General features: G+C 61.1%; 22 protein-coding genes, 1 other RNA gene and 1 pseudogene. 12 read left to right on the top strand and 12 right to left on the bottom strand.

Annotated features, from left to right (window positions below; genetic code table 11):
* The 5 genes from SYN63AY4M2_RS09770 to SYN63AY4M2_RS09790 all read left to right on the top strand — a co-directional run.
* The coding region (locus tag SYN63AY4M2_RS09770) for a transposase (RefSeq protein ID WP_240530528.1) at window positions 1–820 on the top strand (820 nt) is incomplete at its 5' end.
* 179 nt (window positions 821–999) lie between these two features.
* Window positions 1,000–1,764, top strand: coding sequence for an SDR family oxidoreductase (locus SYN63AY4M2_RS09775; RefSeq protein WP_011431153.1), 765 nt, complete (start codon window positions 1,000–1,002; stop codon window positions 1,762–1,764).
* An 80-nt stretch (window positions 1,765–1,844) separates the two neighbouring features.
* Window positions 1,845–3,104 carry a PAS domain-containing sensor histidine kinase gene (locus tag SYN63AY4M2_RS09780; protein ID WP_011431152.1) on the top strand — a complete coding sequence of 420 codons (1,260 nt, stop codon included), beginning with the start codon at window positions 1,845–1,847 and terminating at the stop codon, window positions 3,102–3,104.
* A gap of 150 nt (window positions 3,105–3,254) precedes the next feature.
* A complete protein-coding gene (locus tag SYN63AY4M2_RS09785; protein ID WP_011431151.1) occupies window positions 3,255–3,518 on the top strand; it encodes a response regulator transcription factor in 264 nt (87 codons plus the stop codon).
* 212 nt (window positions 3,519–3,730) lie between these two features.
* Complete coding sequence (locus SYN63AY4M2_RS09790; RefSeq protein ID WP_071813563.1) at window positions 3,731–3,946, top strand: hypothetical protein; 216 nt, start codon at window positions 3,731–3,733, stop codon at window positions 3,944–3,946.
* 331 nt (window positions 3,947–4,277) lie between these two features.
* On the opposite strand, the gene SYN63AY4M2_RS09795 is transcribed toward SYN63AY4M2_RS09790, so the two are convergent.
* Complete coding sequence (locus tag SYN63AY4M2_RS09795; protein WP_011431149.1) at window positions 4,278–5,171, bottom strand: fatty acid desaturase; 894 nt, start codon at window positions 5,169–5,171, stop codon at window positions 4,278–4,280.
* Between the two features lie 319 nt (window positions 5,172–5,490).
* Between SYN63AY4M2_RS09795 and SYN63AY4M2_RS09800 the strand changes: the two genes are divergently transcribed.
* The gene (locus SYN63AY4M2_RS09800; RefSeq protein ID WP_011431148.1) at window positions 5,491–6,159 is read left to right on the top strand and encodes a TetR/AcrR family transcriptional regulator; all 669 of its coding nucleotides are present in this window, start codon (window positions 5,491–5,493) and stop codon (window positions 6,157–6,159) included.
* A gap of 49 nt (window positions 6,160–6,208) precedes the next feature.
* Here the strand turns inward: SYN63AY4M2_RS09800 and rnpB are convergent.
* Window positions 6,209–6,660: RNase P RNA component class A (gene rnpB, locus SYN63AY4M2_RS09805), an RNA gene on the bottom strand.
* 132 nt (window positions 6,661–6,792) lie between these two features.
* Window positions 6,793–7,683 carry a lipoyl synthase gene (lipA, locus tag SYN63AY4M2_RS09810; RefSeq protein WP_011431147.1) on the bottom strand — a complete coding sequence of 297 codons (891 nt, stop codon included), beginning with the start codon at window positions 7,681–7,683 and terminating at the stop codon, window positions 6,793–6,795.
* A gap of 411 nt (window positions 7,684–8,094) precedes the next feature.
* Between lipA and tkt the strand changes: the two genes are divergently transcribed.
* Entirely contained in the window at window positions 8,095–10,095 is a 2,001-nt protein-coding gene (gene tkt, locus SYN63AY4M2_RS09815) for a transketolase (protein ID WP_099812860.1), read from the top strand.
* Between the two features lie 366 nt (window positions 10,096–10,461).
* On the opposite strand, the gene SYN63AY4M2_RS14380 is transcribed toward tkt, so the two are convergent.
* Window positions 10,462–10,596, bottom strand: coding sequence for a hypothetical protein (locus SYN63AY4M2_RS14380; protein WP_255322487.1), 135 nt, complete (start codon window positions 10,594–10,596; stop codon window positions 10,462–10,464).
* Window positions 10,597–10,838: 242 nt separating this feature from the next.
* On the opposite strand from SYN63AY4M2_RS14380, the gene SYN63AY4M2_RS09820 reads away from it, so the two are divergent.
* The 3 genes and pseudogenes from SYN63AY4M2_RS09820 to SYN63AY4M2_RS09830 all read left to right on the top strand — a co-directional run bounded on the left by SYN63AY4M2_RS09820 (window position 10,839) and on the right by SYN63AY4M2_RS09830 (window position 13,106).
* Window positions 10,839–11,264 (top strand): hypothetical protein, encoded by a 426-nt coding sequence (locus SYN63AY4M2_RS09820; RefSeq protein WP_187147158.1) that lies wholly within the window; start codon window positions 10,839–10,841, stop codon window positions 11,262–11,264.
* A 117-nt stretch (window positions 11,265–11,381) separates the two neighbouring features.
* Window positions 11,382–11,765: pseudogene (locus SYN63AY4M2_RS09825) on the top strand (transposase); the annotation flags it as partial.
* A 294-nt stretch (window positions 11,766–12,059) separates the two neighbouring features.
* The gene (locus tag SYN63AY4M2_RS09830; protein ID WP_228375300.1) at window positions 12,060–13,106 is read left to right on the top strand and encodes a hypothetical protein; all 1,047 of its coding nucleotides are present in this window, start codon (window positions 12,060–12,062) and stop codon (window positions 13,104–13,106) included.
* 96 nt (window positions 13,107–13,202) lie between these two features.
* On the opposite strand, the gene SYN63AY4M2_RS09835 is transcribed toward SYN63AY4M2_RS09830, so the two are convergent.
* The 6 genes from SYN63AY4M2_RS09835 to SYN63AY4M2_RS09860 form a co-directional block, all read right to left on the bottom strand.
* On the bottom strand, window positions 13,203–13,478 hold the full coding sequence (locus tag SYN63AY4M2_RS09835) for a hypothetical protein (RefSeq protein ID WP_011431141.1): 276 nt from the start codon (window positions 13,476–13,478) through the stop codon (window positions 13,203–13,205).
* Window positions 13,475–14,092, bottom strand: coding sequence for a hypothetical protein (locus SYN63AY4M2_RS09840; protein ID WP_011431140.1), 618 nt, complete (start codon window positions 14,090–14,092; stop codon window positions 13,475–13,477). The genes SYN63AY4M2_RS09835 and SYN63AY4M2_RS09840 overlap by 4 nt, the downstream gene beginning before the upstream one ends.
* A gap of 21 nt (window positions 14,093–14,113) precedes the next feature.
* On the bottom strand, window positions 14,114–15,943 hold the full coding sequence (locus SYN63AY4M2_RS09845) for a proline--tRNA ligase (protein WP_099887354.1): 1,830 nt from the start codon (window positions 15,941–15,943) through the stop codon (window positions 14,114–14,116).
* A gap of 102 nt (window positions 15,944–16,045) precedes the next feature.
* Entirely contained in the window at window positions 16,046–19,141 is a 3,096-nt protein-coding gene (gene infB / locus SYN63AY4M2_RS09850; protein ID WP_011431138.1) for a translation initiation factor IF-2, read from the bottom strand.
* 388 nt (window positions 19,142–19,529) lie between these two features.
* Window positions 19,530–19,847, bottom strand: coding sequence for a YlxR family protein (locus SYN63AY4M2_RS09855; protein ID WP_011431137.1), 318 nt, complete (start codon window positions 19,845–19,847; stop codon window positions 19,530–19,532).
* A 38-nt stretch (window positions 19,848–19,885) separates the two neighbouring features.
* Window positions 19,886–20,920, bottom strand: a complete 1,035-nt coding sequence (locus SYN63AY4M2_RS09860; RefSeq protein ID WP_011431136.1) for a two-component system response regulator — start codon at window positions 20,918–20,920, stop codon at window positions 19,886–19,888.
* 238 nt (window positions 20,921–21,158) lie between these two features.
* On the opposite strand from SYN63AY4M2_RS09860, the gene SYN63AY4M2_RS09865 reads away from it, so the two are divergent.
* Together SYN63AY4M2_RS09865 and SYN63AY4M2_RS09870 are read left to right on the top strand one after the other, a co-directional pair.
* Window positions 21,159–21,557: a DUF4346 domain-containing protein gene (locus tag SYN63AY4M2_RS09865; RefSeq protein WP_099835776.1), complete on the top strand. Its 399-nt coding sequence runs from the start codon at window positions 21,159–21,161 to the stop codon at window positions 21,555–21,557.
* 84 nt (window positions 21,558–21,641) lie between these two features.
* Window positions 21,642–24,500 carry a serine/threonine-protein kinase gene (locus SYN63AY4M2_RS09870; RefSeq protein ID WP_099812867.1) on the top strand — a complete coding sequence of 953 codons (2,859 nt, stop codon included), beginning with the start codon at window positions 21,642–21,644 and terminating at the stop codon, window positions 24,498–24,500.
* On the opposite strand, the gene SYN63AY4M2_RS09875 is transcribed toward SYN63AY4M2_RS09870, so the two are convergent.
* Window positions 24,497–26,092, bottom strand: coding sequence for a copper resistance protein CopC (locus tag SYN63AY4M2_RS09875; protein ID WP_099887355.1), 1,596 nt, complete (start codon window positions 26,090–26,092; stop codon window positions 24,497–24,499). The genes SYN63AY4M2_RS09870 and SYN63AY4M2_RS09875 overlap by 4 nt on opposite strands.
* Before the next feature lie 17 nt (window positions 26,093–26,109).
* Window positions 26,110–26,697 carry a YcnI family protein gene (locus SYN63AY4M2_RS09880; protein ID WP_099812869.1) on the bottom strand — a complete coding sequence of 196 codons (588 nt, stop codon included), beginning with the start codon at window positions 26,695–26,697 and terminating at the stop codon, window positions 26,110–26,112.
* Window positions 26,698–26,718 lie beyond the last annotated feature (21 nt).

Genomic DNA, 26,718 nt, shown 5'->3' on the forward strand with positions numbered 1-26,718 from the left:
GGCGGGAGCGCATCTGGAAGGGGAGACTCTGCGGCTGAGCAAGATTGGCTCGATGCCTGTGGTGCTGCACCGCCCCTTACCAGAGGGGTTTGTGCCCAAAACCTGCACAGTGGTGCGCAAGGCCGATGGGTGGTATGTCTGCATCAGCTTGGAAGACAAAAGCGTTCCTCTCCCAGAGCCTGTGCCGATCAAAAAGGCGGTGGGCATTGATGTGGGATTGGATAGGTTTCTCACCACCAGCGATGGGGAGGTGGTGCCTATCCCGCGGCACTACCGCCGAGCCCAAAAACACTTGGCTCGACAGCAGCGGCAACTGAGCCGCAAAGTGAAGGGATCCGCCAACTGGAAGAAACAGGCCACGAAAGTCGCTTGTTTGCAGTTGCACGTTGCCCGACAACGCAAAGCGTTCCACTACCAAGTGGCGCACTGGCTGGTGGGGCAATACGACCTGTTGGTGGTGGAGGATCTCAACGTCCGAGGGCTGGCACGGACTCGGTTGGCTAAATCGATTTTGGATGCGGCCTGGGGACGATTTCTTGACATTCTGACAGCAGTGGCGGTCAAACGCGGCAAACAGGTGTTGAGAGTGGATCCCCGTGGTACGTCCCAAAATTGTTGTGTTTGTGAGGAGCGTGTTCCCAAGACCTTGTCGGAACGGGTGCATGATTGCCCCCGTTGCGGGTCGTGGGACAGAGACTTGAACGCTGCTATCGAGATTTTGAAGCGAGGACTCAGGTCCCCCCGTATACGGGGGGATATAGGGGGGCGGTGGGACTGCCGCTCTCTGGCTGTGGAGGATCCTGGTTTACCAGTCCGTTGAAGCAGCAACTCCGGGAAGTGATTCTCGGAAGCTCCCGTCTACAGCCCGTCAGGGCTTAGCGGGAGAGGATGTCACTTGGATACGCTCTATGCCTGCGTTAAGCTGCTGGAATACTCTCTTCAGCCGGGGGCCCGTTCGAGTTGCGGATCCCCTTGGTAGCCCCTTAACTCTTGCGGACTATGCTTGAAAACGCCATTGTGCTCATCACCGGCGCCAGCAGCGGCATCGGGGCAGCCTGTGCCACGCTTTTTGCCCGTTCTGGAGCCAAGCTGATCCTGGTGGCCCGCCGTCAGGAGCGGCTACAGGAGCTGGCCGCGGAGTTGCAGCAGGCTTACGGTGCTTCCTCATACTTGCTGACTTTGGATGTGCGAGATAGGGCAGCCGTGCAGCAGGCGTTCCAGTCTTTGCCGCCGGCCTGGGCTGAAATCGACATTTTGATCAACAACGCCGGCCTCAGTCGCGGCTTGGACAAGCTCCACAGCGGGGCTGTGCAAGATTGGGAGGAGATGATCGATACCAACCTCAAGGGCTTGCTGTATGTTACCCGCGCCGTCTTGCCCGGCATGGTGGAGCGGGGCCGGGGCCATGTGGTCAACATCGGCTCCATTGCCGGTCGCCAGACCTACCCCGGCGGCGCCGTCTATTGCGCTTCCAAGGCCGCCGTGCGGGCCATCTCCGAGGGACTGAAGCTGGATCTGCTGGGCACCTCCATTCGCGTCACCGAGATCCAGCCCGGCTTGGTGGAAACCGAGTTCAGCCAAGTGCGCTTCCGCGGCGATCGCGAGCGGGCGGCAGCCGTCTACCGGGGCCTCACCCCCCTGACGGCGATGGATGTGGCCGAGGTGGTGCTGTTTGCCGTTACCCGTCCCCCCCACGTCAACCTGAGCGAAGTCTTGCTGCTGCCCACCGACCAGGCCAGCACGACGATGGTGCATCGTCGCTAGGGATGTGATGCCGTATCCGTCGTTGTTGGGTATTCACTCCCCCATGCCTGGGCGACAATGGCGGCAAAGGGGGTGGGCCCATGGGACTGGAAAGCGGGATCCTCATTGGGTTGGGCATCGGCCTACTCGGCACGCTGATTTTGCTCTGGCAGAGCCGGCGCCGCTTCGGCCGCCAATTGCAACAGTTGGGATCCCTGATGCACCTGGCCCTGCCTCTCAGCTCGCCTGAACAGATGCTCAGCCGGCTCAGCCACCACCTTCGCCAACAAGAACTGGAGTGGGCCCGCCAAAAACGATACCTACAGGACTGGCGGTATCTCAGCCACCACCTGCCCTGGGGATATCTGCGGGTAGACGAGAACAACGTGGTCTGGGAGTGTAACCCTGCCGCCCAGCGTCTGCTGCGCATCAGCCAGTGGCAGCCGGGCATCAAGCTCCTGCTGGAGTGGGTGCGCTCCTACGAGTTGGATCAGCTTATCGAAGCCACCCGCCGCCAGGAAGCTACCGCTCCCATCCAGAGCCGCGAGTGGATCTTCTACCCTTCCGGGGGCGAGGACAAACCGGTGCCGCTGCGGGCTTGGGGGCTGCCCCTGCCCCAGGCCCACGTGGCCATCTTCTTGGAAGACCGCCTAGAGGCAACTCTGCTGGCCCAACAACGGGATCGCTGGGCCTCGGATGTGGCCCACGAGCTGAAGACCCCCCTCACCTCGATTCGCCTGCTAGCGGAAACCCTGCACAGCCGCGTCGATGCCGCGCAAGCAGTTTGGGTGGAACGATTGCTGAACGAGACGCTGCGCCTCAGCCAGTTGGTGCAAGACTTGCTGGAACTGAGCGCCCTCAACCTGGGGGCCGCATCGCGATCCCAATGGCGCTGGGTGGATCTGGCAAGCTTGGTGCGCGAAGCCTGGCAGAGCCTGGAACCGCTGGCCAAGCCCCGCCAGCAGGAACTGGATCTAAGCGGCCCCTCCCAGCTCTATCTCTGGGGAGATGAACAGCGCCTCTACCGCCTCGTCCTTAACCTCTTGGACAACGCCATCAAATATGGCGGAACCGACTCCCCCATTCACGTGGCCCTGTCGGAACAGGAATCGCAAGTGCGGCTGGAGGTGTACGACCATGGCCCTGGCCTGCCGGAGGATCAATTTGAGCTGGTCTTTCAACCCTTTTACCGCACCGACGCGGCGCGGGCCCGCAGCAAAGGCGGCACCGGCCTGGGGCTGGCGATCGTGCGGCAAATCGTGGAACTACACGGGGGTACAATCCGTCTGCGCAATCACCCGCAAGCAGGTGGGCTGTGGGTGCAGGTGGAGCTGCCCCGGAAACACGCCGATGCCCTGTGAAAGCTGCCCAGAAGCGCTCCCATCAACATCACCAAGCCCTTCGACCTGAGAACTGCCCCAGATTTTCCTCCGGCGGGGCTATCCATGTTGGAGGGGATCCCCTAGAATTGGTCTAGGTAATCCTTACAGTTTGTACACTGGGCATTCGGAATGGGCGCAGACTATCATTCCGCTGATTTGTTGTCGGAGCGTGAGCTGCAGGTTCTCGAGTTAATCGCAGCGGGCCTGACCAATCAGGACATTGCAGAGCGCTTAGAGATTAGCAAGCGCACTGTTGACAATCACATCAGCAATATTCTGAGCAAGACGCGAACGTCAAATCGCGTCGCTTTGGTGCGCTGGGCCTTGCAATGGGGAAAAGTTTGCCTAGATCAGGTCAATTGCTGTACGTTGGCCAACGACAAAATTGCTTAGCCACATCTCGGAGACTCTCTCTGCCCCCTCTTTGTTTTGGCAGGCAATTAAATGCAGAGCAGGGCTTTTTTACCTCAAAAGTAGCGAGACATTCGCAAGATGTCATTGGCCGTTGTGGTGAAGCTGTTTGTTACCTGGATCCCTAGTTTCTCCTTTCCTTGCCTATCGTGAGCCTTGCTGAGTTGAAACGCTACGCTGTTCGTTATGATTCCATGCCCCTGATGGTTTATCGAGAGGTGGCTGCCCATCTGGCCTGCATTCCAGGGGTGGAAGCAGAGCTGGAATGCAGAAAAGACTCCATCTTTCGCTACTCCGATAGCCAAATCGAGGCGCTGCAAATTCGCCAAGAGGCCGACGCTGACCCAGAGCAAGTTCAGCGCGTTCTTGACCACTACGGGACATGGCAGTACAGCCCGTTACAGGACTAGCCCTCCTGCATTGCCGAAGAGGGATTACCGGAACGCCAGACCTTTGGGTTGTTTGGTGAGCACTACCACCTCCCCGCAGGGCGATACCGACCCACCTCCCAACTGGAACCGATAACTGGGCAGCCGCTCCAAACCAAGTCGAGACAGACCTTGAGCGCTCTGCGCCGCTAACGAGCTCGCGCTAGCGCATACAGGCCCCTCACCCTTAACCCCTCTCCCAAAAAAGGGAGAGGGATCCGCCGAGCAGCACAACGAACTGTCTTAGCAGGAATTGCCCGTACGACGGGGGTAACTCTGTCGATGGTTCTAGAAGCTCTGAGGCAGAGACTGTTTAGCGAGTTGGCTGACTTTGAGCAGGCAAGTGCAACTTACGAGCCAAACCCAGTCTTGCCAACACCCAAATGACCCAGTAGGTCATGTCAATTTCCCACCAGCGCAAACCTGCTTTCACGCACTTCGGGTCGGCGTGATGGTTGTTGTGCCAGCCTTCACCGTAGGTGAGGAGAGCCGCCCACCAAAGGTTACGGGCATTGTCGTCGCTCTCGAAAGTCCGGTAGCCCCAGAAGTGGCTGGCAGAGTTGATCAACCAGGTGCAGTGCAGCAGCAGCACTGTCCGCACGAAGATGCCGTAGATAACGAACGGCCAACCGCCGAGCAGGTAAAGCACTCCAGCCAGCGGCAGTTGCAGCAGCAGCCCATACTTGTCTAGCCAGCGATAAAAAGGATCCCGAGCCAAATCCGGCGCAAAGGCAGAATACTTCTCACGGTTAAAAAACTCTTCCCGTTGGTAAATGAGCCAGAGCATGTGGCTCCACCAAAAGCCCTTGCGAGCAGAGTAGGGATCCCGCTCTTCGTCTTCAGTAAAAGCGTGATGCTGACGATGGCCGGCCACCCAAAAGATCGGCCCCCCCTGGATGGCGAGAGCACCGAAGGTAGCAAAGACATATTCCAGCCACTTGGGCACTTGGAAGCTGCGATGGCTAAGCAGACGATGATACCCCAGGCAGATGCCCAAGCTGCCGAAGCACCAGTGAAGCAATAGGGCCACCCCCAAGGCTGGCCAGGAAAAGCAAACGATGCCGCCCACTAAAGCGAGGGCGTGAAAAACAACGAAAAAAAGAACAAATTCCCAGGCAAACCGAAAAGACTTTTGGGGCTCAGGCTGAGCTAGCGAAGCAAAACGGTTGGGATTGTCCAGCGATTGGGTGGGAAGGGAAACGGCCATGAACCAGCAAAACCTCAGAAAAGGAGTAAGGGCAGCGCAGGATCAAATACCTCCTCGCAAAGTTGCTTCTCATGCATAGGCCACCGCATCCCTGGCTTAGCTTACAACGAGCTCATGTCCCTGAAAGGCAAGCCGGGATCCCCAAGGGCCTGGCCAAGCAAGCTTCAGCAGTGAGAGCCGCTATGAGAGAGCAGAAAGGCAGCAGGTTTGATCTCGCCTGAGGCTAAGCTTAACGATATTTCACCTCAAATGCAAGTGCTGCTTGCAGATTGCCACTACCTTGAGCGCCTTCTCTTGACTCCTTACCCCATCACCTACCATGGCACGTCCTTCTTCCCGGCAAAGGCTGCTGAACGCGGCTCGAGACCTCTTCGTCCGCCAGGGCATCACTCAGACCACCACCCGTCAAATTGCAGACTTGGCCGGCGTTCATGAAGTAACCCTGTTTCGTCACTTTGGCAGCAAGCAGGGGCTGCTCCTGGCTGTATTTGCTGAGCTGGGAGTTTTCTCCGGCATTGCCGACTTACCCCTCCCAGCAGACCCCACTACCTTCCGGGGCTCTGAGCTACAAGCCATTCTCCTCCGCTATGTCCAAACCTGCTTCCAAGCTCTAGCTAATAACCCTGAGCTGGTGCGCTCGTTGGTGGGAGAAGCAGGCTTCTACTCCGAGGAGCATCGCCGCGCCTTGAGAGCAGGCTTCCTGCAGGCCCAAGAGCAGCTAGCCCACTACCTCCAGCAGCTCCCTAGCCCGGAGCTACAAGCCGTCGACTCTGGGTGCCTTCACGCAGCTGCTGGAGTTCTCCATCTGATGATTTTGGGGACGGCTGTATTAGCCGTTACCGCTGGCTTGCCTGCTGGCGACGGCGACCAGCCCTCCTCCGACCCAGCGGACAAGGGCACTTATGACAACAACAGCGGCACTCCCCCTCTCCTCTACGCCTGCGTAAAGCTGTGGATGGCAGCCTTGAGGGGCATGAAGGAAACCTAGTGCAAAAGACTCTCTCGGGGTTGGAAGGAGGCAATCCCAAAAAAAGAAGAAGAGATGAGGAGGTTGTAAGCCGGGTTCTGTAGTGGGGTGCTCCAAGGAGCAGCCCGCACTGGCGGTCATCTCTCTGGGAGTGATGTTGCCATCACCCTCTAGCGGCTCACCACCACCGAGACCACCCTCCCCCAACCGCTTGGCTGAGTACCGTGACCTCGGTGCAGCCGACAGGGGCGAAGAACAGCCATAGTCCTGCGGCTGCGGCCTTGCTTTCCACCGGGGTTTACCGAGCCAGCGCCTCACGACGCTGCTGGTGGGCTCTTACCCCACCTTTGCACCCTTACCTGTGCTGGGATCCCAGCCATCGGCGGTATGTTTCTGTGGCACTATCCTCGCGGTTTCCCGCACTGGGCTTTCCCCAGCGGTGTGTTCTTCTGAAAGCCCGGACTTTCCTCATCCTGCTGCCTGGTGGCGGCAGCGAGGACGCGACCGCCTGCCCCTCCTATCTCTTCATTTCAATCCTAGCGCATCCCCCCAGCGCAGAAAATCTCTCTGCGCCTAGGCTCCGCGTTGCTGGCCAGCCGGCCTGCAAAGCTGACCCCGCTGTTCCTGCTCCGCAGGGACTCCATCCCCCTAGGTCTACGTTCCTGGTCGAGGAAAGCGCTGCATCAGCTCTTGGACAGCCTCGGCATGGTAGGAGCTGCGGGTAAGCGGGGAGGACACCACCTGCAAAAAGCCCAACTCTTCCCCCACCTGTCGCCAGTGGTCAAACTCCTCTGGGGGCACGTAGCGCTCCACCGGCAGGTGTTTGGGGCTGGGAGGAAGGTATTGGCCAAGAGTGAGGATGTCGCAGCCTACCCGGCGTAGATCTTGCATTATCTGCAAAATCTCCTCGGCGGTCTCTCCCAAGCCCAGCATCACCCCCGACTTGGTGTAGAGGCCGGGATCCCATTGCCGCGCCAGTTCCAAAAGCCGCAGGGAACGCTCGTAGTTCCCCTGGGGGCGCACTCGCCGGTAGAGGCGGGGCACGGTTTCCGTGTTGTGGTTGAGCACCGTCGGGCGGGCGGCGAGAATTTGCTCCAAGGCCTGCCAGTTGCCGCACAGATCTGGGATCAAGACCTCGATGGTTGTCTGGGGCATGCGGCAGCGGATTTCGGTAATGCAAGCAACAAACTGGCTGGCTCCCCCATCGGGGAGGTCGTCCCGATTCACCGAGGTAATCACCGCATGGCGTAGCCCTAGCCGTTGCACCGCTGTGGCCACCCGCAGCGGCTCAGTGGGATCCAAAGGCGGAGGCCGTTTGGTGAAGTCGATATCGCAGTAGGGGCAGGCGCGGGTACAGGCCGGGCCCATGATTAAAAAGGTGGCGGTGCCGTTGGCAAAGCACTCCCCTAGGTTGGGACAGGAAGCCTCCTCGCAAACGGTATTCAGGCCCAAGTCCCGCAGCAGTTGCTGGACGGATCCGGCCCGCTGGGGGGCTTTGGCCCGCAGCCAGGGAGGTTTGCCGCTAGGCGAAGAAACAGCGCTCAATGAAACCCTCCAACCAGAAATGGCGGCAAGCGTATCTCTCAGCTTAGCCTGTCATTATTGCCCAGCCGAGACCGGGCTCGGTGGCCAAAGCCCGAAAAAGGATAGCTCAGTAGCCCCGCCCTTAAAGGCGAAGCAAACTTTAGCTGCTCGCCAATGGTATAGTTGTCACCGAGGCGTACCGTTCTCAGGCGAGCCCCTAGTCACGGTGAAAAACCCAACCGGTGGCAAGCGTCCGGGAAATGCCAACGTCTCAGCCAACCTGCCCAGACAAGCCAGCAGAACCTTGGGGCCTTGCCTCAAGGAACTGTCTAGAGGCATCTTGACAGCGCCTTGACGAGAATCCCCCGCCTTTAGGCGGTGGGCGTGTCAAGGCATACTGGAAAGCGAATGTCGAGCGATAGGGATCCCCACATGGTTGTTGCTGCTCCTCCCTCTCTGGAACAACTTGCCATCAACACGATTCGTTTTTTGGCGGTGGATGCTGTTCAGAAAGCCAACTCGGGTCACCCCGGCCTGCCAATGGGGGCAGCACCCATGGCCTATGTGCTTTGGCAGCAGTTCCTGAAGTTCAATCCCCGCAACCCCAAATGGGTGGATCGGGATCGCTTTGTCCTCTCGGCAGGCCACGGCTGCATGCTGCAGTATGCTCTGCTGCACCTGACCGGCTTTGATGTGAGCCTAGAGGACATCAAGCAGTTTCGCCAGTGGGGATCCAAAACCCCCGGCCACCCGGAAAACTTTGAAACCCCCGGTGTGGAGGTAACCACCGGACCGCTGGGGCAGGGGGTGGGCAACGCCGTTGGGCTGGCCATTGCCGAGGCCCACTTGGCCGCCCGTTTCAACAAGCCCGGTCACACCATTGTGGATCACTACACTTATGTGATCTTGGGCGACGGCTGCAACATGGAGGGGGTGGCCTCGGAAGCGGCCTCGCTGGCCGGCCACCTCAAGCTGGGCAAGCTGATCATGCTCTACGACAGCAACCACATCTCCATCGACGGCAGCACGGAAATTGCCTTTACCGAAGATGTGGGCAAGCGCTACGAGGCCTACGGGTGGCATGTGCAAAAAGTGGAAGATGGCAACCACGACCTGAAGGGAATTGCCGCCGCTATCCAGAAAGCTAAAGAAGTTACCGACAAGCCTTCCTTGATCATTGTCGAGACCACCATCGGCTACGGATCCCCCAACAAAGCCGGCACGGAGAGCGTCCACGGGGCGCCGCTGGGGCCAGAGGAGGTGAAACTCACCAAACAAAGTCTGGGCTGGCCGCTGGAGCCGGAGTTCTACATTCCCGACGAGGTGCTGGCCCACTTCCGCCAGGCCATCGATAAGGGGGCCAAGGCCGAGGCGGAGTGGAACGAGCGCTTTGCCGCCTACGAGAAGGCCTACCCGGAAGAGGCCGCCGAATTCAAGCGCATCATGGCCGGGGAGCTGCCCGCAGGCTGGAAAGAAGCGTTGGCTCCCATTGCCGAAACCGGCAAAGAATCCACCCGCAACCTCTCCAAGTTTTGTCTCAATGCTTTGGCCAAGGCGGTGCCAGAGCTGCTGGGCGGATCCGCCGATCTGGCCCACTCCAACATGACCTATTTAAAGGGGATCCCGGAGTTCCAGGCCGGCTCCTATCATGGGCGCAACTTCCGCTTTGGCGTACGGGAACACGGTATGGGGGCGATTGCCAACGGCATAGCCCTGCACGGCGGCCTCATTCCCTACGACGCCACCTTCTTGGTCTTCAGCGACTACATGCGGCCGGCCATTCGCCTGTCGGCCCTCTCGCGGGCGCGGGTGCTCCATATTATGACCCACGACTCCATTGCCCTGGGAGAAGACGGCCCCACCCACCAGCCCATTGAGACGCTGGCTTCCCTGCGGGCCATCCCCAACCTCTACGTCATCCGCCCCGCTGATGCCCGCGAGACGGTGGGAGCCTACCAAGTAGCCCTTGAGTCCACCTCCACCCCTTCGGTGCTGGTGTTTACCCGGCAGGCGGTTAACCCCGTGGAAGGCACCTCCATTGAGGGGGTGGCCAAGGGGGCCTATGTAGTGGTGGATACTCCCAACCCAGAACTGATCCTAATCGCCACCGGCTCAGAGCTGGAGCTGGCGGTGAAGGCCGCTGCCCAACTGCAGCAGGAAGGCCGGGCGGTACGGGTGGTCTCCATGCCCTGCATGGAGCTATTTGAGGCCCAGCCCCAGAGCTACCGCGACGAGGTCTTGCCCCCCAAGGTCACCAAGCGCGTCTCCGTCGAGGCGGGATCCACCTTTGGCTGGCACAAGTACCTGGGCTTTGAGGGGGTGGCCATCGGCATCGACCGCTTCGGCGCTTCTGCCCCCGGCCCCGTGTGCATGGAGAAGTTCGGCTTCACGGTGGAGAATGTGCTCAATACCGCGCGCCGTCTCCTAAGCTAAGGTTTCTGCTCCTCCGGCCTAAACCCAGCAGGGATCCCTTCTCTGCTGGGTCTTTTTTGCTGCCCAATGGTGGCACAACTTGACAAGACTTAGCGAAGGCTGACAACTTGTTCAGCAGGACTTGCAAAACATTGCAGTTGTTTCAAACAAGGTTAAGAACCTTGCCCCCTCCCCCCCACCTCCTTTCCCCTTGTGGGAGAGGGGAGCGAGAAAGTTGTTTCATAGTTTCATAACTTTGTTTAAAACGACCCCAGATCCGCTTTCCTCTGGAAAGCTAACCCTTTCCACCCCCGCCTTGAAGGGAAAACGTTGGCTTCTGGCGACATGCTGATGTTCCTGGAGCAACTGAGGATCTGACAGCTCGGCCTACTGCAGGAAGCCCGCCAGCAAAATCACCGCTCCCCCCACGACGGCCAAAATCGTCAGTACCCGGCCTGCGTTGGCACTGCCCTTCCAGGAGTAGTTTTTCTCCGGTTTTTCCAGTTTTTCTGGCATAGCCATGCCTCTTTATGCCCCGTTAACTCTAATTTAACCTTCTCCCCCGGAATTTCTGCCGTGCGGTGCTGCGGTAGCTGGAAGGGGAGCTTGCTGAGGCGTACCCTTGAAAAAACAGCGACCACCTGGCCCGGCCAGCCCTTTTTGGGAACAATACAAGCAGGCAAGGAAGGGGATCCCAATTTCAAGGCGCATTCTGAGGCAGAGGCATGAGGTACGCGAAAGGAAGCAAAAGACTCGGCTTGATCATGGTCGCTTTGTCAGCCTGGGTGGGTGGACACCGTGCTGTCGCTCAGCCTGCCTTTCGGACAGTGCCGCTGCCTCGCCTGCCGGTGGGTGTGGATCAATTGGTCTTCGATCGCCCGGTGGCCCGCTTCAACCCCAACCTGCCTGCTGAGCTGGTGATCCACAATCGCACCGGCCTGCCTCTGGAATACGGCTTTACCGATCCGCGCCAGAAGGTGTCGGAACTTCCGCCGGGAGAAACGCTGCGTCTGAGCAACCTGCCGATCCCCAACTGCATGGCCATCAACACGCCGATGTTGTCCCCAGTGGGCTACCGGGTGAGCGTGGATCCCTTGAATGTAATCACCGTAGAGGTGCGCCTGGTCAACGATGTCTCCGGCGACCATTGTCTCGATTTACAAGAGACAGGCGCTATTTTCGTGAATTGATGCCAGCTTGAACGGGCAAAAGATAGCCTTTGGGATCCCGACCGGGTTCTAAACTTTGCGAAGATGAACGCCGCATCCCCCTATATCCCCCCGTACACGGGGGGACTGGGGGGCGGGGGGATCCGGGAACGTAGCCACCGACCGCCGCGCAGCAAAACCGAGCGTCGGCGGTCCAATAGTTGGGCGTTCTATCAACTGAGGCAGTTTGTGCACTACAAGGCAGCGAGAGCAGGGATCCAGGTTGTGGTGGTGCCACCTGCCTACAGCTCGCAGACCTGCCACCAGTGTTTTTGGATTGAGCAACGGGAAGGGAAGCATTTTCGTTGTGTGAACCCGCTCTGTGGTTGGGAAGGGGATGCAGATTTTAACGGTGCCAACGGGATTGCACTTTTGGGGGTTGCTGTAAACCAGCCCCCCTACATCCCCCCGCATGCGGGGGGACAAGAGGGGGGCCCGTGGTTGGCTTGCCAACTGCAGGGCTACCAAAAGCCCGCTTCGTACCCCCCTCAATCCCCCCGCCCCCCTGCCCCCGTATACGGGGGTTGGGGGCTGGAAGGGGGGCGGTCGGAGCCGGGTAGTTTACATGGCAGTCAACCTTACTCAAATCTGACGTTGGAGCTGGGTCTGTTGGAGAGCCAACCCGAGGTTTAGGCGTATCGACAGCAATCGACCCCTATGACAGGATGCAAACAGGATGTCCAGGTCGATGTTCTTGTAGACTTTGCTCTGCCTTTGAGCTACTCGCCTGTAACCTAACTGAAGTGTCCTTTACTTTTACTTTTTTTGGATGGTCTCATGAGCGATAACTTGTATTCTTGGTTTCCCCGTGCCTTGGTGATGGGCGCTGCGGTGGTGGGGTTGTCGGGCCTGCCGGCAAGGGCTCAACAAATTACGGATCCCAGCCCGGCTCAAGCGGCCACCAATGTGGAGCCCACCTCGCCAATCTCGGCTTCTTTTCGCAGCCAAGATGGGGTCAGCGTGCGTCCGGAGACGGTGCGGGTTTTTGTGGATGGCAAAGATGTTACTGCCGAGTCGGTGATTACCCGGGATTTCTTCACCTACCGTCCCTCGCAGCCGCTACCGCCGGGACGGCGGGAAGTCCTGCTGGAGTTCACCAATACCCAGGGGGTGACCCGCCGCGTGACCTGGAGCTTCACCGTGGGTAACCCCGTCCGCGCCTCTATCGACCTGGTGGATCACAACGCCGGCAATCGCCCCTTGGCGGCGGGCGAGATCCTGCTGGTAACCGTCAAAGGCACTCCTTCCAGCCGGGTAACCGTTTACCTTGTCCAGGACGGGCGGCAGGTGCAAACCCTGCCGGCTCAGGAAGTTTCCAGCGGCACCTATGTGGTCAACGCCCTGATCGAGCCAAAAGATGCCACCCGCGAAGGGATCGTCATCGCTCGCCTGGAAAACGGCGGCCAGGTGCGCTTTATGACCGCAGAACAGCCCGCCCGCCTGATCGAGGGGGCCGCCGGTGGTATCCAGCGGCTCGCCACCCAAGAGGTTGCCGCGACGATCAGCCTCTCCAGCCTGCTGCCCCAGATCACCAACCTGCGCGATGGGGATCGGGTTTCCGGCTCTTCCTTTACGCTGCAGGGCACGACGGCTCCCAACGCTTCGGTGCGGGTGAATGTAACGGCTTCGACCTCGCTGGGGGGCATCATCAGCGCCCAACAGACGGTGACCAACCAAACTGTGCAAGCCGATGCCCAGGGCCGCTTCACCGTTACGGTGCGGCCGCCCATTCCGGCCTCCGGCACGGTGTATCAGATCAATCTCACGGCCACTTCCGGCAACCAAACCAGCCCGACGGTAACCTTGCGCCTCACCCAGCAGTAGCCTGTCCCCTTGGCTGGACTGAGAGTGTCGCCCTGCCGGCCTGGCAGTGGCGCCCAAGCTTCCCTCTCCCAGAGGGAGAGGGGCTGGGGGTGAGGGTCAATGGAAAGGCGGCTGAGAGATTTTTGGATTCTCAGAGTTTGCAGTTGGCGGGGATCCCTGGCGGTCTTGAGCGCGGGTTGGGGAGAGAGAAGACCGCTGTTGCCAGCGCCACAGGATCCCGGCCATGACCAGGGCGGGCGAGACGATCATGGCCAGGATCACCGGCAGGGTCTCCGGCAAGGCCAAGTAGGGGCCGCCATATTTGATGGCCGCGCTGATCCCGGCAGCGGCCACCATCAATTGCAGGGCAAACCAGAGGGTTTTGGGTTTCATGGTTGGCTGGGATCCCCTACCATGGCCGTGAGGATGCCGGCAACGCTCTCCAGATCTTCCGGTACTCGGTACAAAGTCAAGTCTTGTCGGATTGTCCGCGGATCCCCAAGGATCTGCCCGAACTGCCAGATAGATCCAATGGTAACAGCGCCGTAGATCTGCGCTTGCGGCTCCACCTGGGCCAGGGCGATCATCTCCACCGCCATTTGGACAAAAGCCCGCGTCAGATCGTCCTTTTTGGCTTCAACCACCAGCAGGATGTTCTTGCCCCGCAAGAGATAATCAAGGCTGCCCTTGAGCCAATTGTTGACCATCAGGGGATATTCCAGCCGCAAAGGAACTCGACAGTGAAGAGCCACTTCCGTCAGCACAGGGGCCACCAGCAGCTCTCGGCGGGCTGTCTCGCTGGTGAGGCTGACCAAAGGCAACAATTGTCGGATCCGGTTTTTCAGAGCTGGGGTTTGGGGTAGGGCAGGGGCAACGGGCCATGTCCACTCTCCTATCTCCAGACGGTAGCTAAACTGAGCCAGGATTTCCTCTGGCTCGTAGGGCATCTCAAAATAAGAGCGAAAAGTATAGGATTCGTCTTCCTTGAGAAGAGAGAGGTTCAGCATTGGTTACGACAAAAGCCCTGCTCAATCTGGCACAGCCAGAGCGGCAGCAATCCGCTCTTTGAGGGTAGCCACCACTTCCTCAATGGGAATTTCTACCGCTTGGCCGGTGGCCCGCTCGGCCAATTCCACCTTGCCTTGCTTAAGGCTGCGCCCGGTGGTAAGGCGGTAAGGGATCCCGATGAGATCCGCATCTTTGAACTTGACGCCGGCCCGCTCGTCCCGGTCGTCCCAGAGGGTCTCGATGCCGGCAGCAGCCAGTTCCTGCACCAATTTTTCCGCCACCTTCGTCTGCTCTGGGTCGGAGACGTTGGGCACCACCACCACCACGTGATAAGGGGCGATCGCCACCGGCCAGATGATCCCATTGGCATCGTGGGACTGTTCCACCGCCGCCTGGGCCAGGCGCGATACCCCAATGCCGTAGCAGCCCATCCACAGGGGCTGCTCGGATCCCTGCTCGTCGGTAAAGCTGGCCCGCATCGGCAGCGAAAACTTGAGGCCCAACTGGAAAATATGGCCGATCTCAATGCCGCGGGCGGTTTCCAGAATCTGGTCGGGGTTGAGCAGACAGCGATCCCCGGCTTGCGCTTTGCGCACGTCCACCACCTCCGGCAGGGGGTACTGCTCGCCCCAGTTGGCCCCCACTACGTGCCGCCCCACCTGGTTGCTGCCGGTTACAAAGTTTTTCAGCAGGGCTGCCGTCTGGTCGGCCAGGCGCAGGATCTGAGGGGCCAGGTTTTTCTGCCGGCCCAGGCAGCTATCCGGCAGGTCGGGCGCGATGTAGCCCACGGGGATCGGATCCCCTTGCCAGCTTTTTTGGATCTCCGCATCCGCCAAGGTGAGCTTGAGCAACTTGTTGGCTTGGTAGCGCTCCGCCAGACGGTTGAGGTGGTTGGCCAGCTTCACCTCATTGACTTCTTGATCGCCGCGGATGCTCAGCAGCACCACCACCCGTAGGCCGTTGTCGTAAAGGGCTTGGTAGAGGACGTTTTTGACAATCAGAGTGGGGGAGATCTTCAAGAAATTGGCCAGCTTCTCGATGGTTTCCGTTCCCGGCGTGTCCAGAACCTGGAAGGTGGTGTAGGGGGAGTCTGCTGCTGGCGGCGGAAGGGAGACGGCCTTCTCCACATTGGCGGCATAGGAGCCATCAGGAGTGTAGAGGATCTCGTCTTCTCCGGCAGAGGCCAACACCATAAACTCCTGCGAGGCTGCCGATGGCCCCCCGATGGCGCCGGCGTCGGCCTCCACCACGCAGAACTCCAGCCCGCAGCGGCGCAGGATGCGGCCGTAGGCCCGGTACATGTCCTGGTAGGTCTGGCGCAGGCTCTCTTCGTTGGCGTGGAAGGAGTAGGCGTCTTTCATGAGGAATTCCCGCCCGCGCAGCAGGCCAAAGCGGGGTCGAATCTCGTCGCGGAACTTGGTCTGGATTTGATAGAGAATTTGCGGCAACTGGCGATAGGAGCGAATGAGATCCCGGGCCAGCAGGGTAATCACCTCTTCGTGGGTAGGGCCCAGGGCCTGCTCGCGCCCCTGTCGGTCTTTGAGGGCGAACATGATCCCTTCCGCTTGGGTGTACACGTCCCAGCGGCCCGACTCCCGCCAGATCTCGGCTGGCTGCAACTGGGGCAGCAGACACTCCTGAGCGCCGATGGCGTTCATCTCCTCCCGGACGATGTCCGAGATCTTTTGCAAAACCCGCCAGAGGAGCGGCAAATAGGTGTAGATCCCCGGGGAGAGCCGCCGGATAAAGCCGCCCCGCAGCAGCAGCTTGTGGCTGATCAGTTCTGCTTCGGCAGGATCCTCCCGCAGGGTTACAAACAACATCTGACTCAATCTCTGGCTCCGTTGCATCCCTCCCCTCCACTTAGCAACTGCTTCCGTTGTTCTGGAGCAAATCCTCCCTCCTAGATCCCCTGGACTGGGATCCCTGCGACGCTAGGCCACCCAAATTAACTAGGCAGGAGCCAGCGTCCGCCGCTTGGTAACCATCTGGTAGACCTCGATAAGGTCCCCTTCTTGCCAGGCATCGAACTTCTCGATGCCGATCCCGCACTCGAAACCGGCGGCCACCTCCCGCACGTCGTCCTTGAAGCGCTTCAGAGAATCGAGACGGCCCTGGTAGACCACCTCCCCTTTGCGGCGAACCCGCACCAGAGCGTTGCGCTGCACCTTGCCGGAGAGCACGTAGCTGCCGGCAACCGCACCGCGGCTGATGGGGATGACTTTGCGCACTTCCGCCTGGCCCAGCGGCTCCTCCACCTCCTCCGGCTCCAGCAGGCCCTCCATCGCTGCCCGCAGATCGTCCAGCAAGTTGTAGATGATGTCGTATTCGCGCACATCCACCCCCTTGTCGTCGGCAGCCTGCCGCGCGCCGGGGGCGAAGCTGGTGTTGAAACCCAGAATAATGGCGTCGCTGGCTGCTGCCAGATCCACGTCAGTCTCGGTGATCTCCCCAGGAGCTGCTAGAAGCACTCGCAAGCGCACTTCTTCTTGCGGCAGATCCTGCAGCGCCGTCTGGATGGCCTCGGCGGATCCCTGCACGTCCGTCTTGATGATCAAGTTCAACTCCTTGAGCTGGCCTTCCTGGGCCTTGGCAGAGATGCTGCCCAAACTCACCCGCCGCGACAGCAGCGCCTGTTGCAGACGGGCTTGCCGCAGGGCTTCCGCTCGCTCCTCGGCAATCCGCCGGGCTTCTTTCTCGTCGGCGTACACCTGGAACTCATCCCCCGCTGCGGGCACCTCCTCCAGGCCCAACAGTTGCACCGCCGAAGAGGGCCCCGCTTCCTGCAGCCGTTGGCCGCGGTCGTCCATCATCGCCTTGACCCGGCCCAAGACGGCGCCGGCCACCAGGGTATCGCCCACCCGCAGGGTACCGTTTTGCACCAACAGAGTAGCCACCGGGCCGCGAGCCTTGTCCAGGTGGGCTTCGATCACGGTGCCGCGGGCAGGCCGGTTGGGGTTGGCCTGCAGCTCCGCCACATCGGCCACCAACAGGATCATCTCCAGCAGCGCGTCCAGGTTGCGGCGAGTGAGGGCGCTCACCTCCACCATGGGCGTGTCGCCGCCCCACTCCTCCGGCAACAGGCCGTGCTCTGCCAACTGCTGCTTGACGCGCTCCGGCTGGCTGCCGGGCTTGTCGATCTTGTTGATGGCCACGATGATCGGCACCTGGGCTGCGCGAGCGTGGCTGAGGGCCTCCAGCGTCTGCGGCTGCACCCCGTCGTCGGCAGCCACCACCAAAACGGCAATGTCGGTGACGCGGGCGCCGCGAGCGCGCATGGCGGTAAAGGCCTGGTGGCCGGGAGTATCCAGGAAAACAATGCGCCGCTTCTGGCCTTCGAAGTCCACGTCCACGTGGTAAGCGCCGATGCGCTGGGTGATCCCGCCGGCTTCTCGCTGGGCCACATTGGTGTGGCGGATGGCATCGAGCAGAGTGGTTTTGCCGTGATCCACGTGGCCCATGATGGTCACCACCGGCGGACGTGGCACCAGATGGTCGATGTCCTCCAGATCGAGGATCTCGGTTTTCTTGGCTTTGGGCTCTGCCTCGGGCCGACGTACTTCGTAGCCCAACTCTTTGGCCACCGACTCGGCCAGCGACTCGTCCAAAACCTGGTTGATGGTCACCCTCACTCCTTTAAAGAAGAGGGTTTTGATGATCTCGGTTTCGGCTACCCGCAGGCGGCGGGCCAATTCTTGCACGGTGAGGCTGCCCTCCAGGAGCAATACCTTCTCTTCTGGCAAGGATTCTGCTGCGGCCTCAGGAGCAGTAGCTTCGGCGGAGGCCGAGGGCCGCTGGGGGCGCTCAGCAGCCGGGCGAGGGCGAGCTGCTGCCGCGGGCGGACGATAGGAGGGGGGCTTGGCGGTGGGGCGCGCCAAGGGTTTGAGCGCGTTCAGCTCCGCCTGCTTGACGCTGGAGAGGACGGTCAAGGGATCCAAATCCAGAACGTCTCCGTCTCCTTCCTCTCTTCTGCGGCTGCGTTTGCGCTTGGCCTGGGTGCGGCCGGCCCGTCGTTCGAGGGCTTGTAGTTCCTCGTCCTCTTCTTCCACCGTCTTGCGCTTGAGTTTGGGCGCAGCAGGCCGCACGGGAGCTTCGGCCAACACCGGCGTGGGGCGTTCCTCAGGGATCCCTTCTGGCAAGCGAGGGGAAGCATCCGGCTCAGGGGGAAGAGGCTTAGCCACAGGACGGGTAGGAGGCCCTACCAATTCCAGCCGCCGCTGCGGACGAGGAGCCTCGTCAGCTTTGCCGCTGTCGGAGCTCTCTTCCTTCTTGGCCACCGGCGAGCGCGGCTCGGGACGAGTGCCAGGGCGGACAGGCGCGCCCACCAATTGCGGACGCGGGCGCTGTTCAGCTTGAGGGAGAGAAACCTTTTCCTCGACAGGAGGAGAGGTACGAGCGCCGCTGGGGGAGGGCGCCTCCGCAAGGCCAGGGCGACGGGATTCAGGGGCCCGTTGCGGCGGCTCGGGCCCAGAGGCGGCTCGTCGAGGGGGGGGGAGCACTGTCGGTCGCTTGGCCGCCGGAGCAGGGCTAGGTTCGGGGCTGCCGGCTTTGGCGGCAGCCTCAGGGCGAGTAGAAGCAGCTGCCGGCTGCGGCTCCTGGGCAGCCGGGCGCGCAGGCGGATCGACTTGCCGCCGCGGCGGGCCTATCAATTCGAGGCTGCCACCGGCAGCCCCTTTTTCAGAGGAGAGCTGGTCGGGTCGCTGCGGCGAAGGCTTGGAAGAACTGGCCTCACCAGCAGCAGCTTGCTGTTGAGCAGGAGCGGGCCGGCGAATGCCGACAATGTGCTGAGGGCGCTCACTTGCTTTGGCTTCGACGGGAGGCTGCGGTTGAGAGCTCTCAGGTTGCAGCTTGGGCCGGAGCCGGGGACGAGTCGGTTTCACAACGCGAGGTTCACTCAGTTTGCTGCGCACCAACTCGGCTTGCTCTGGAGAAATGGTGCTGCTATGGCTTTTGAAAGGGATCCCCAACTGCTCACAAACCTCCAGCACCTCGCGATTGTCACATCCCATTTCGCGGGCAATCTCGTAAAGTCGGACTCTATCGGTCATTCGTCTGCTAGCCTCTGCTCCTTGCTCCTTGTCAGTTTTACAACCCAAGTTAATACGATCCAAATCGCCAGATGGGACTGAACCTGTTGGGTGTGTGGCCACTTCCTTCGGCACAGCGAGAGCATCTCGGCGATCCTCCAAGAGCGCGGACTGGAGGGAATCCAAGTCCGAAGCTACTTTGGAAACATCCGCAGGGGACATAAAGCTAGGACAACCGGGGAAGAAACCAACATCAACAGTGCTTTTTAGAATAACCTTTCTGCGGCTCATACAGGTTGGCCGCAGCCAGTCCTCATTCTGACAGTTGAGAGGGGCTGCCGTGTAGTTCGCGACTGGATGAACCTGAAAAGGTGTTTCAATATCTTAACTTGGCCAATTCTGGAGCTGCCTAGGTTTTGTCTAAAGCGCTTGCCCCCGGGGCTGATGTTTCCGGGGGGCTCTGGGCCTCAGAATCGCGCAGCAGTTGCTGCTCCAGCAGTTGCCACAGCGAGTCGGGCACTGCTGCCTTGAGGACTCTGCTCATCTGGTGCTTACGCCGGGCCGCCCGCAGACATTCGAGGCGGCGACAGAGGTAGGCAGAACGCCCCATGCCCTGATCCAAAAGCACCTGGTGAGTGTCGTATTGCCTAACCAGCCGCCACAACTGGGAGCGGGGAAACAGTTGGCGACAGCCGACACAGCGACGTAGCGGATCTGCCCCTGCCAAAAGACGCCATCTCGCTGAAGCACGGGAACTAGTCCAGTCTACTCCAAATGGGGCAGCCGCGACCTGAGAAACTCAAAGAAACGCTCCACCAAGTAGGGATCCCGCCAGCCCTTGGTCGTTTCTTGCCGCAGGATGTCCATGGCCTCCTGGACAGTGAAGGCTCGCTTGTAGGGCCGCTCCGAGGTAAGGGCGTCGTAGATGTCGACAATCTGAAAGACGCGGGCCACCAGGGGGATTGCTTCTCCCTTGAGGCCGTCGGGATAGCCGCTGCCGTCCCAGCGCTCGTGGTGGTGGCGGATAAGGGGCAGCACATCCCTCATGGTGCGCAAGGGGCGGCAGATTTCCTCTCCAATTAGGACGTGGGATTTCATCACCTCCCACTCTTCCGGCGTGTGCTTGCCCGTTTTGCCCAAGATGGCGTCGGGTATGCCCACTTTGCCGATGTCGTGCAGGTAACCTCCCCAGGCCAGCACCTTGATCAGGGGACGGGGTAGCTGGAGAAACTCGCCAAAGCTCTTGGCCAGGGCTGCCAGCCGCTCGCAGTGATCCCCGGTGGTCGGATCCCGGCTTTCTACACTGCGGGCAATGGCAAATAAAACCTGGGCGGCATGATCCAAGTCTTCATTGAGATGCTTCTGGCGAACGAGGGAGCGCACCCGCGCCAGCAACTCGGACTCGTCAAAGGGCTTGCTCAAGAAGTCGTCTGCCCCCGCCTCAATCCCGCGCAGGCGATTTTTGCGGTCGCTGGCCGCTGCAATCAACACCACCGGGATCAGGCGTGTCTCTTCATCAGCCTTGATGCGCCGACAGACCTCGAATCCGTCCAACCCCGGCATCATCACATCCAACAGGACCAGATCCGGCTGCAAGCTTGGCAGCATCTGCAGGGCTTGCTGGCCGTTTTCCGCCTCGCTGACGCGATAACCAATGCTCTCCAACAGATCCCCCAGCAACAGGCGACTGTGGGGCTGATCGTCCACGATGAGGAGATGGCCCGCCGGCTCCTGCTCTCCAAAAGGTGCTATCTCAGGGATCCCAACCCTCACGGGCCTCTCAGCTTGGGCGGATTGCATCTTGGTAGAGACTACTCCTAGCTCACCGCTTCCACCGTAATTTCAGCTCCCAATTGCAAGCATCCGCCTTTCCACTGAACTTGCCAGGGCCTCAAGCCGCCGCCAATCCCTTAAAACACGGGTAAATAAGGGGATTTTTTCTGTCGCAATTCCCTCGCTAGGGATCCCATTCCTCGGCCACAATGGGGATAATGAAGGTAGTCTTGGCTACGTTTTTGGCACCCGTTTTGACTTTACCATGCCGTCTTTTTCCTCTGAGTCTCTGCGGGAGCAGGTGCGCCGCATCGATGACCAGCTTTCCCGCCGATCCCTGGAGCTAGACCCGGCAGGCTACTTTGTCATCTATGTGGATCGGCAGCAGCAGCTCATTTGCGCTAAGTACTACAGCACTGTGATCAACGAGCGGGGGCTGGCCACCGACCCGGAGACTGGAGCGGTGATCCCCGCGCGGGGGCCGGTCAATCGCTCCCCGCAGCGGGTGTACGTTGGCCGGACGGCCAAAGAGTTGTGCGTCCAGATTTTTGAAAAAGAAAGCGAAAAGGTCGTCTCTCAGCTCAGCCACGCCGCCTACCTGGGGCGGGAGTTTCAGAAGGCAGAGGCGGCCCTGCTCTCTGGCGAAGAGTACGTGCAGGACTAAGACCAAGCTCGCTGCAGGAGGCCAGCCTATGGCAGAATCGAGCCAGCTTGCCGTGACCAAGATCACTGCAGGGCAAGCTCGGCCATGGACGACAAGGTTAAGCCGGGAGCCATTCTGCGGGGACGCTACGAAATCCTCGGCCTTCTGGGGCAAGGAGGGTTTGGGGTTACCTACAAGGCGGTGGATCGCGACACTTTCAACACTCCCTGCGTGGTCAAGCGCCTGCGCCCGCTCTCGACGGATCCCTACACCCTGGCCACGGCGCGCAAGCTGTTGGAACGGGAGGCCAAGGTTCTCAACCGGCTCAACAACTACGACCGGGTACCTCGCCTCTTGGCCCACTTCGAGCAGGATCAGGAGTTCTATTTAGTCGAGGAGTTCATTGCCGGGCACGACCTCACCCACGAGCTGGTAGACGGCAAGCCGCTCAGCGAGCCAGAGGTCGTGCAACTCCTGTGGGAAGTTCTCGAGATCCTGCGCCATGTCCACGCCCACCAGATCCTGCACCGGGACATCAAGCCGGCCAACCTGATGCGCCGCGACTTCGACGGCAAGTTGGTGTTGATTGACTTTGGGGCGGTGAAGGAGGTGGGGAGATTGGTTAGCCACGCCCCCGGTCAAACCCAGGTGGCGACGGTAATCGGCTCGGTGGGCTACATAGCCCCAGAACAGCTTGGCGGCAAGCCCCAACCCTGCAGCGATATCTACTCGGTGGGGGTGCTGGCCATCCAAGCGTTGACTGGCCGTCCCCCCACCAAGATCCGGGACGATCCCCGCACCGGCCAGCTGCTTTGGCGGGATCTGGTGCCAGTTAGCAAGGAGCTGGCCGAGATTGTAGATCGCATGATCTGTCCCCGCTGGCAGGAGCGCTTCCAGTCGGCGGCTGAGGTGATGGAGGCGCTGCGGCCTCTCCTGCCTACCCCCCCCGAAGGTGTAGCGCCTGCTCTTTCCCAGCTTTCGGTGGATCAACTCTTGGCGATGCGCTTGGTAACCCGCGGCCAGGAAAAAGCTCGCCAAGGGGATCTGCAGGGGGCGATTGCCGACTACACGTTCGCCATCCAACTGGATCCCCAGAATGGCCGCGCCCACAGCCAGCGGGGCAGCGTCCGCTACAAAACTGGCGACTGGGCAGGAGCGGTGGAAGATTTCACCCGCGCCATCCAACTGGGGGGAGGAGATGCCCGCACCTATTTCAACCGCGGCATCGCTCGCTATCGGCTGGGGAACTATGAGGGAGCAGTTGCTGATTACACGCACGCCCTCCGTCTCGACCCTCACTGGGCCCTGGCCTACTACAGCCGCGGCAATGCCTACCGGCAGCTCGATCAGCCGCAGCAAGCCATCGAGGACTATTCCCGCGCCCTTGAGCTCAACCCCGAGGAAGTACGGGCCTACTTTAACCGCGGCGTAGTGCGCGGCCAGTTGGGAGATGCGCAAGGGGCTGTAGCCGATTTTTCCGAGGTCCTCCGACGGGATCCCCAAGATACGGAAGCTTATTTCAACCGGGGCGTAGCACGGGCGCAGTTGCTGGACTTTCAGGGAGCCATTGAAGACTACACCCAGGCGCTGCAGTTGGATCCCGGCCACCCCAAGGCCTGTTACCGCCGCGGTCTAGCCCGGCAGGCGTTGGGGGATCTGCAAGGGGCCATTACTGATTTTTCCCAGGCCATTGCGCTGAGGGCTACGCAGGGGGAGGAGCCTTCGGGAGCCGTGGCGGCAGCTCAAGCGGAGCTCTATCTGCAGCGGGCTATAGCCTACCTGGGCAGCAACGCCCTGGAGGCAGCGCTGGCTGACTGCGAACAGGCGCTCCGCCTTAATCCTGCCCTGGCGCTAGCCCATTTCTACCGGGGGCTGGCCCGCCAGGGGTTGGGGGATCCGGCAGGCGCTTTGGCCGACTTCAACCGCGCCCTGGAGTTGGATCCCCGGCTGGCCAAGGCCTACCTCAAGCGTGGGATTGCCCATCTGGAGCTGGGTCACCTGGAAGCGGCTCTGGCAGACTTGAATCAGGCCATTGCTTTAGATGCCAGCGATGTCGGCGCCCGCAGCAGCCGCGGGCAGGTTCACCGGCTTTTGGGGGATCCCTTGGCGGCCCTGCAGGACTACACGGCTGCCCTGGAGCGGGATCCCCGCAACCCGCAGCTCTACTTCGACCGCGGCCAGATCTACTTTGAGCAAGAAGATTGGGCAGCAGCCTGTGAGGATTTCTCCCAGGCGCTGCAGTGGGCAGGCCAGCCGGGGGGCCCCCATGGGCTGGATCTGATGGCTCGTATCCACTTGTACCGGGGCATGGCGCGGCAGCGGCTGGAAGACTGGCAGGGAGCGCTGGCCGATTTCACGGCCTTGATCCAAGAGCAGCCGCAGGCTTCCCAGGGATTTGCCCTGCGGGCAGCGGTACACCTAGTCTTGGGAGACGAGGAGGCAGCGTTGGCTGATCTCGACCGGGCCATAGGCTGCAACCGCGACTGGGGGCTGGCGGATGCGGCGCTGGCCTACCGGCAGCGGGGGGATCTCCACCGCCAGGCCAACCGGCTGCAGCAGGCCATTGCCGACTACACCCAGGTCCTGGCCTTGAACCCGCAGGAGCGCCACGCCCTCCTCTGGCGGGCTCTCCTTTGGGATCAGGCGGGGGAAATAGAGAGGGCCCTGGCCGATTACACCCAGCTCCTGCAACTGGAGCCAGATCCGCAGACGCGCCTCTGGGCCTTGAACAACCGCGGCTGGGCCTACGCCCAACAGGGAGATTTTGCGGCAGCTATCCGCGACTACACGCAGGTTCTCGAACGGGATCCCAGCCACATCAAAGCCCACTGCAACCGTGCCCTAGCCCGCGCTGCCGTTGGTGACTGGCAAGGAGCCTGTCAGGACTTCCAAACTGCTCTCCAGTTGCAAGGATACGAGGGTCGCCTTTGGGAAGAAGAGACTCACTCCCTAGGCAGCTCTTAGCGATCCTCTACCCTGAGCCTAACTTGCTCCCGTCGCTCCTCGAAGTCGCTCACCAGCAGCCTTACCTTGAGCTGCCATTCTCCCGCTAAGGGCAAGAGGACATCTTCCACCTCAAACTGGCCAGGTTCTCTTGGCAGCGCCTGGCGGCGCAGAGGCGGGATCCCACGTGCGGGGAGGTCAAACTCCAGGCTCAGCTCCTGGGCGGGGATCCCCTTAACTTCCACTTGGATGCGGTTGTTGCCAGGGCGGCAGGGCAGGATCTGCAGGCGGAGGCTGCCTTCCGGCCAGCTCAATGTCTCTTGGCAAGCCGGTCCCGCTCCTTGGCCAGGAGGGGCTTGGGCCACCAGAAAGCTGGTCAAGGCCAGCACCAGAACTAGCCCCACCAACTCCAGGCGGACAATTTGGCGCAGGGATCGGCCCGCCGACCAAACCCCCTCTCGCAACGCCGGCAGCAGCCGCAACTTGTTGTGGGCGCCCAAACCCACGATCATCAGCACCAGCAACAGCTTCGCCCAGAGGTACTGCCCGTAGGGGTGCTCCCAGTCCCAGCCGCGGTGGATCCCGCCCATCCCCACTCCCGCCAGCACCAGCCCCGGCACAGCCCAGGTGGCCACATCGGAAAATCGTTGGATGACACCTGCCGATTGGGAAGTCCATTCAAGGACTCCGTCCCGCTGGCGCAATCGGCTCAACAGGCGCTCCACCCCCCACAGCCCCCCCAACCAAAAAGCCGAGCCGGCCAGGTGCAGCCCCAAGAGGGCCATCGTCCCTGCTGGATACTCGCTGGTGAGGGCATGGCCGATGGGCAAAAACGACCCTATCACCGCCACCGACCCCAAGCCGTTGGCCCAGCGGGGCCCGCCCTCGCAGGCCCAGATCAGGATCCCCAGCCCCACCAGCCGCAGCCCTGTGCCCCATCCGTAGGGAGAGATGAGCACGCTCAGCAGCTCTGGCCCGGCAAAGTGGGGGTAGAGCTGGGCCAAATGCAAACCCAAAGCCACCAGCGTCAGGCTGAGGGTGAGCCAGGCGGCAGCAAAAGCCCAGGCCTCAGCAGAGAGCTCTATTTCATCGGCAGTGCCCGACCGCCCCCGCACCAGCCGCCACCAGCCCAGCACGCCGACAACAAACAGGCTGCCCAGGTAGATCCCCCAGCTCACCCCCACCAGCGGCCAATAGAAGGGATCCCCCGCTTGGGCTGCCCTCGCCGCTCGCAACAGCTCCGGATCCGCCGCCCCCACCAGGAAGACAAACGAGCCCCCTACCGGATGAGAGTCGGCAGAGATGGCCCGCCAACTGACGATGTAAACCCCCTCCGGCATCTCCGCAGGCAAATCTCCCTGGGGCGCGTTGCCGCTGCTAACCAAGTTTTCCAGGGGCAGCACCTGGCCGTTGCTGTCCAGCACCTGGAGCTGCGTGAGCTGCACGGGTTCATTGAAGACCAGCCGCACCTGCGCCGGGGCTTCCTGCAGCATCGCCCCATCTTCGGGAAAGGTGGAGAGCAAGCTGGCGTGGGCAAAAACGGGTCGGATCCCGCCCACCCACAGCAGGGCGCACAAGAGACCCACCCGAATCCAGAAGAGGATAGACATCATCCCAACGGCAAACCCGGCTAGCGAGCGCCATGCCCGTGGCTGTGTCCATGCCCGTGGCCGTGGGTCTCTCCTTTGCCCGTCAGCTTCAGCAGGGGTGCTGGCTCCGGCAAGCTATGGGGATCCTCCCCCGGCTGCGCCACCTGGATCCAGCGGTACATGCCTTGCTCACATTCCTGGATAACCGGGATGGGGAGGGTCTCGCCGGGGCGATCCGGCAACCTGAGAAGGATACTGAACTCATCCATAAACTCATCCGGCAGCGAGCCGCCGCTCCAGATCACCTCGGCCACCGTTTCGGTGATCATCTTCCCGTGGGACTCGTAAGGTTTGTCCAGCGGCTTTTTCACCGTCTCAATTTTCCACAGGGGATGCACCATCGGCTTCACCGAGGTCGCCCCTTCCGGGATCTGCACCCGCAGGCGAATGGTGGGGGATCCATCGCAGCCATGGGGCACGCGGAAGGTGAGCTTGGCAACGCTGCCCGCCGGGGCCTCTTTGGGATGGACGGTTACATGGGCCCAAGCAGAAGCAAGGGGCAAAACGCTCATCCCCAGCGCAAGCAGAGATTTCTTGGCCAAGGCCAAGTAACTTTGCAAACTGAACATTGCAAACGCTCCTTAACAACG

The sequence above is a fragment of the Synechococcus sp. 63AY4M2 genome, assembly GCF_002760475.1.
Classification (GTDB): Bacteria; Cyanobacteriota; Cyanobacteriia; order Thermostichales; family Thermostichaceae; genus Thermostichus.

What these genes read in the sequence shown, in the direction of transcription:
- SYN63AY4M2_RS09775 (WP_011431153.1), top strand. Translation starts at nt 1,000, where the DNA reads ATGCTTGAAAACGCCATTGTGCTCATCACCGGCGCCAGCAGCGGCATC.
- SYN63AY4M2_RS09780 (WP_011431152.1), top strand. Translation starts at nt 1,845, where the DNA reads ATGGGACTGGAAAGCGGGATCCTCATTGGGTTGGGCATCGGCCTACTC.
- SYN63AY4M2_RS09785 (WP_011431151.1), top strand. Translation starts at nt 3,255, where the DNA reads ATGGGCGCAGACTATCATTCCGCTGATTTGTTGTCGGAGCGTGAGCTG.
- SYN63AY4M2_RS09790 (WP_071813563.1), top strand. Translation starts at nt 3,731, where the DNA reads ATGCCCCTGATGGTTTATCGAGAGGTGGCTGCCCATCTGGCCTGCATT.
- SYN63AY4M2_RS09795 (WP_011431149.1), bottom strand. Translation starts at nt 5,171, where the DNA reads ATGGCCGTTTCCCTTCCCACCCAATCGCTGGACAATCCCAACCGTTTT.
- SYN63AY4M2_RS09800 (WP_011431148.1), top strand. Translation starts at nt 5,491, where the DNA reads ATGGCACGTCCTTCTTCCCGGCAAAGGCTGCTGAACGCGGCTCGAGAC.
- tkt (WP_099812860.1), top strand. Translation starts at nt 8,095, where the DNA reads ATGGTTGTTGCTGCTCCTCCCTCTCTGGAACAACTTGCCATCAACACG.
- SYN63AY4M2_RS14380 (WP_255322487.1), bottom strand. Translation starts at nt 10,596, where the DNA reads ATGGCTATGCCAGAAAAACTGGAAAAACCGGAGAAAAACTACTCCTGG.
- SYN63AY4M2_RS09820 (WP_187147158.1), top strand. Translation starts at nt 10,839, where the DNA reads ATGGTCGCTTTGTCAGCCTGGGTGGGTGGACACCGTGCTGTCGCTCAG.
- SYN63AY4M2_RS09830 (WP_228375300.1), top strand. Translation starts at nt 12,060, where the DNA reads ATGAGCGATAACTTGTATTCTTGGTTTCCCCGTGCCTTGGTGATGGGC.
- SYN63AY4M2_RS09835 (WP_011431141.1), bottom strand. Translation starts at nt 13,478, where the DNA reads ATGAAACCCAAAACCCTCTGGTTTGCCCTGCAATTGATGGTGGCCGCT.
- SYN63AY4M2_RS09840 (WP_011431140.1), bottom strand. Translation starts at nt 14,092, where the DNA reads ATGCTGAACCTCTCTCTTCTCAAGGAAGACGAATCCTATACTTTTCGC.
- SYN63AY4M2_RS09845 (WP_099887354.1), bottom strand. Translation starts at nt 15,943, where the DNA reads ATGCAACGGAGCCAGAGATTGAGTCAGATGTTGTTTGTAACCCTGCGG.
- infB (WP_011431138.1), bottom strand. Translation starts at nt 19,141, where the DNA reads ATGACCGATAGAGTCCGACTTTACGAGATTGCCCGCGAAATGGGATGT.
- SYN63AY4M2_RS09860 (WP_011431136.1), bottom strand. Translation starts at nt 20,920, where the DNA reads ATGCAATCCGCCCAAGCTGAGAGGCCCGTGAGGGTTGGGATCCCTGAG.
- SYN63AY4M2_RS09865 (WP_099835776.1), top strand. Translation starts at nt 21,159, where the DNA reads ATGCCGTCTTTTTCCTCTGAGTCTCTGCGGGAGCAGGTGCGCCGCATC.
- SYN63AY4M2_RS09870 (WP_099812867.1), top strand. Translation starts at nt 21,642, where the DNA reads ATGGACGACAAGGTTAAGCCGGGAGCCATTCTGCGGGGACGCTACGAA.
- SYN63AY4M2_RS09875 (WP_099887355.1), bottom strand. Translation starts at nt 26,092, where the DNA reads ATGATGTCTATCCTCTTCTGGATTCGGGTGGGTCTCTTGTGCGCCCTG.
- SYN63AY4M2_RS09880 (WP_099812869.1), bottom strand. Translation starts at nt 26,697, where the DNA reads ATGTTCAGTTTGCAAAGTTACTTGGCCTTGGCCAAGAAATCTCTGCTT.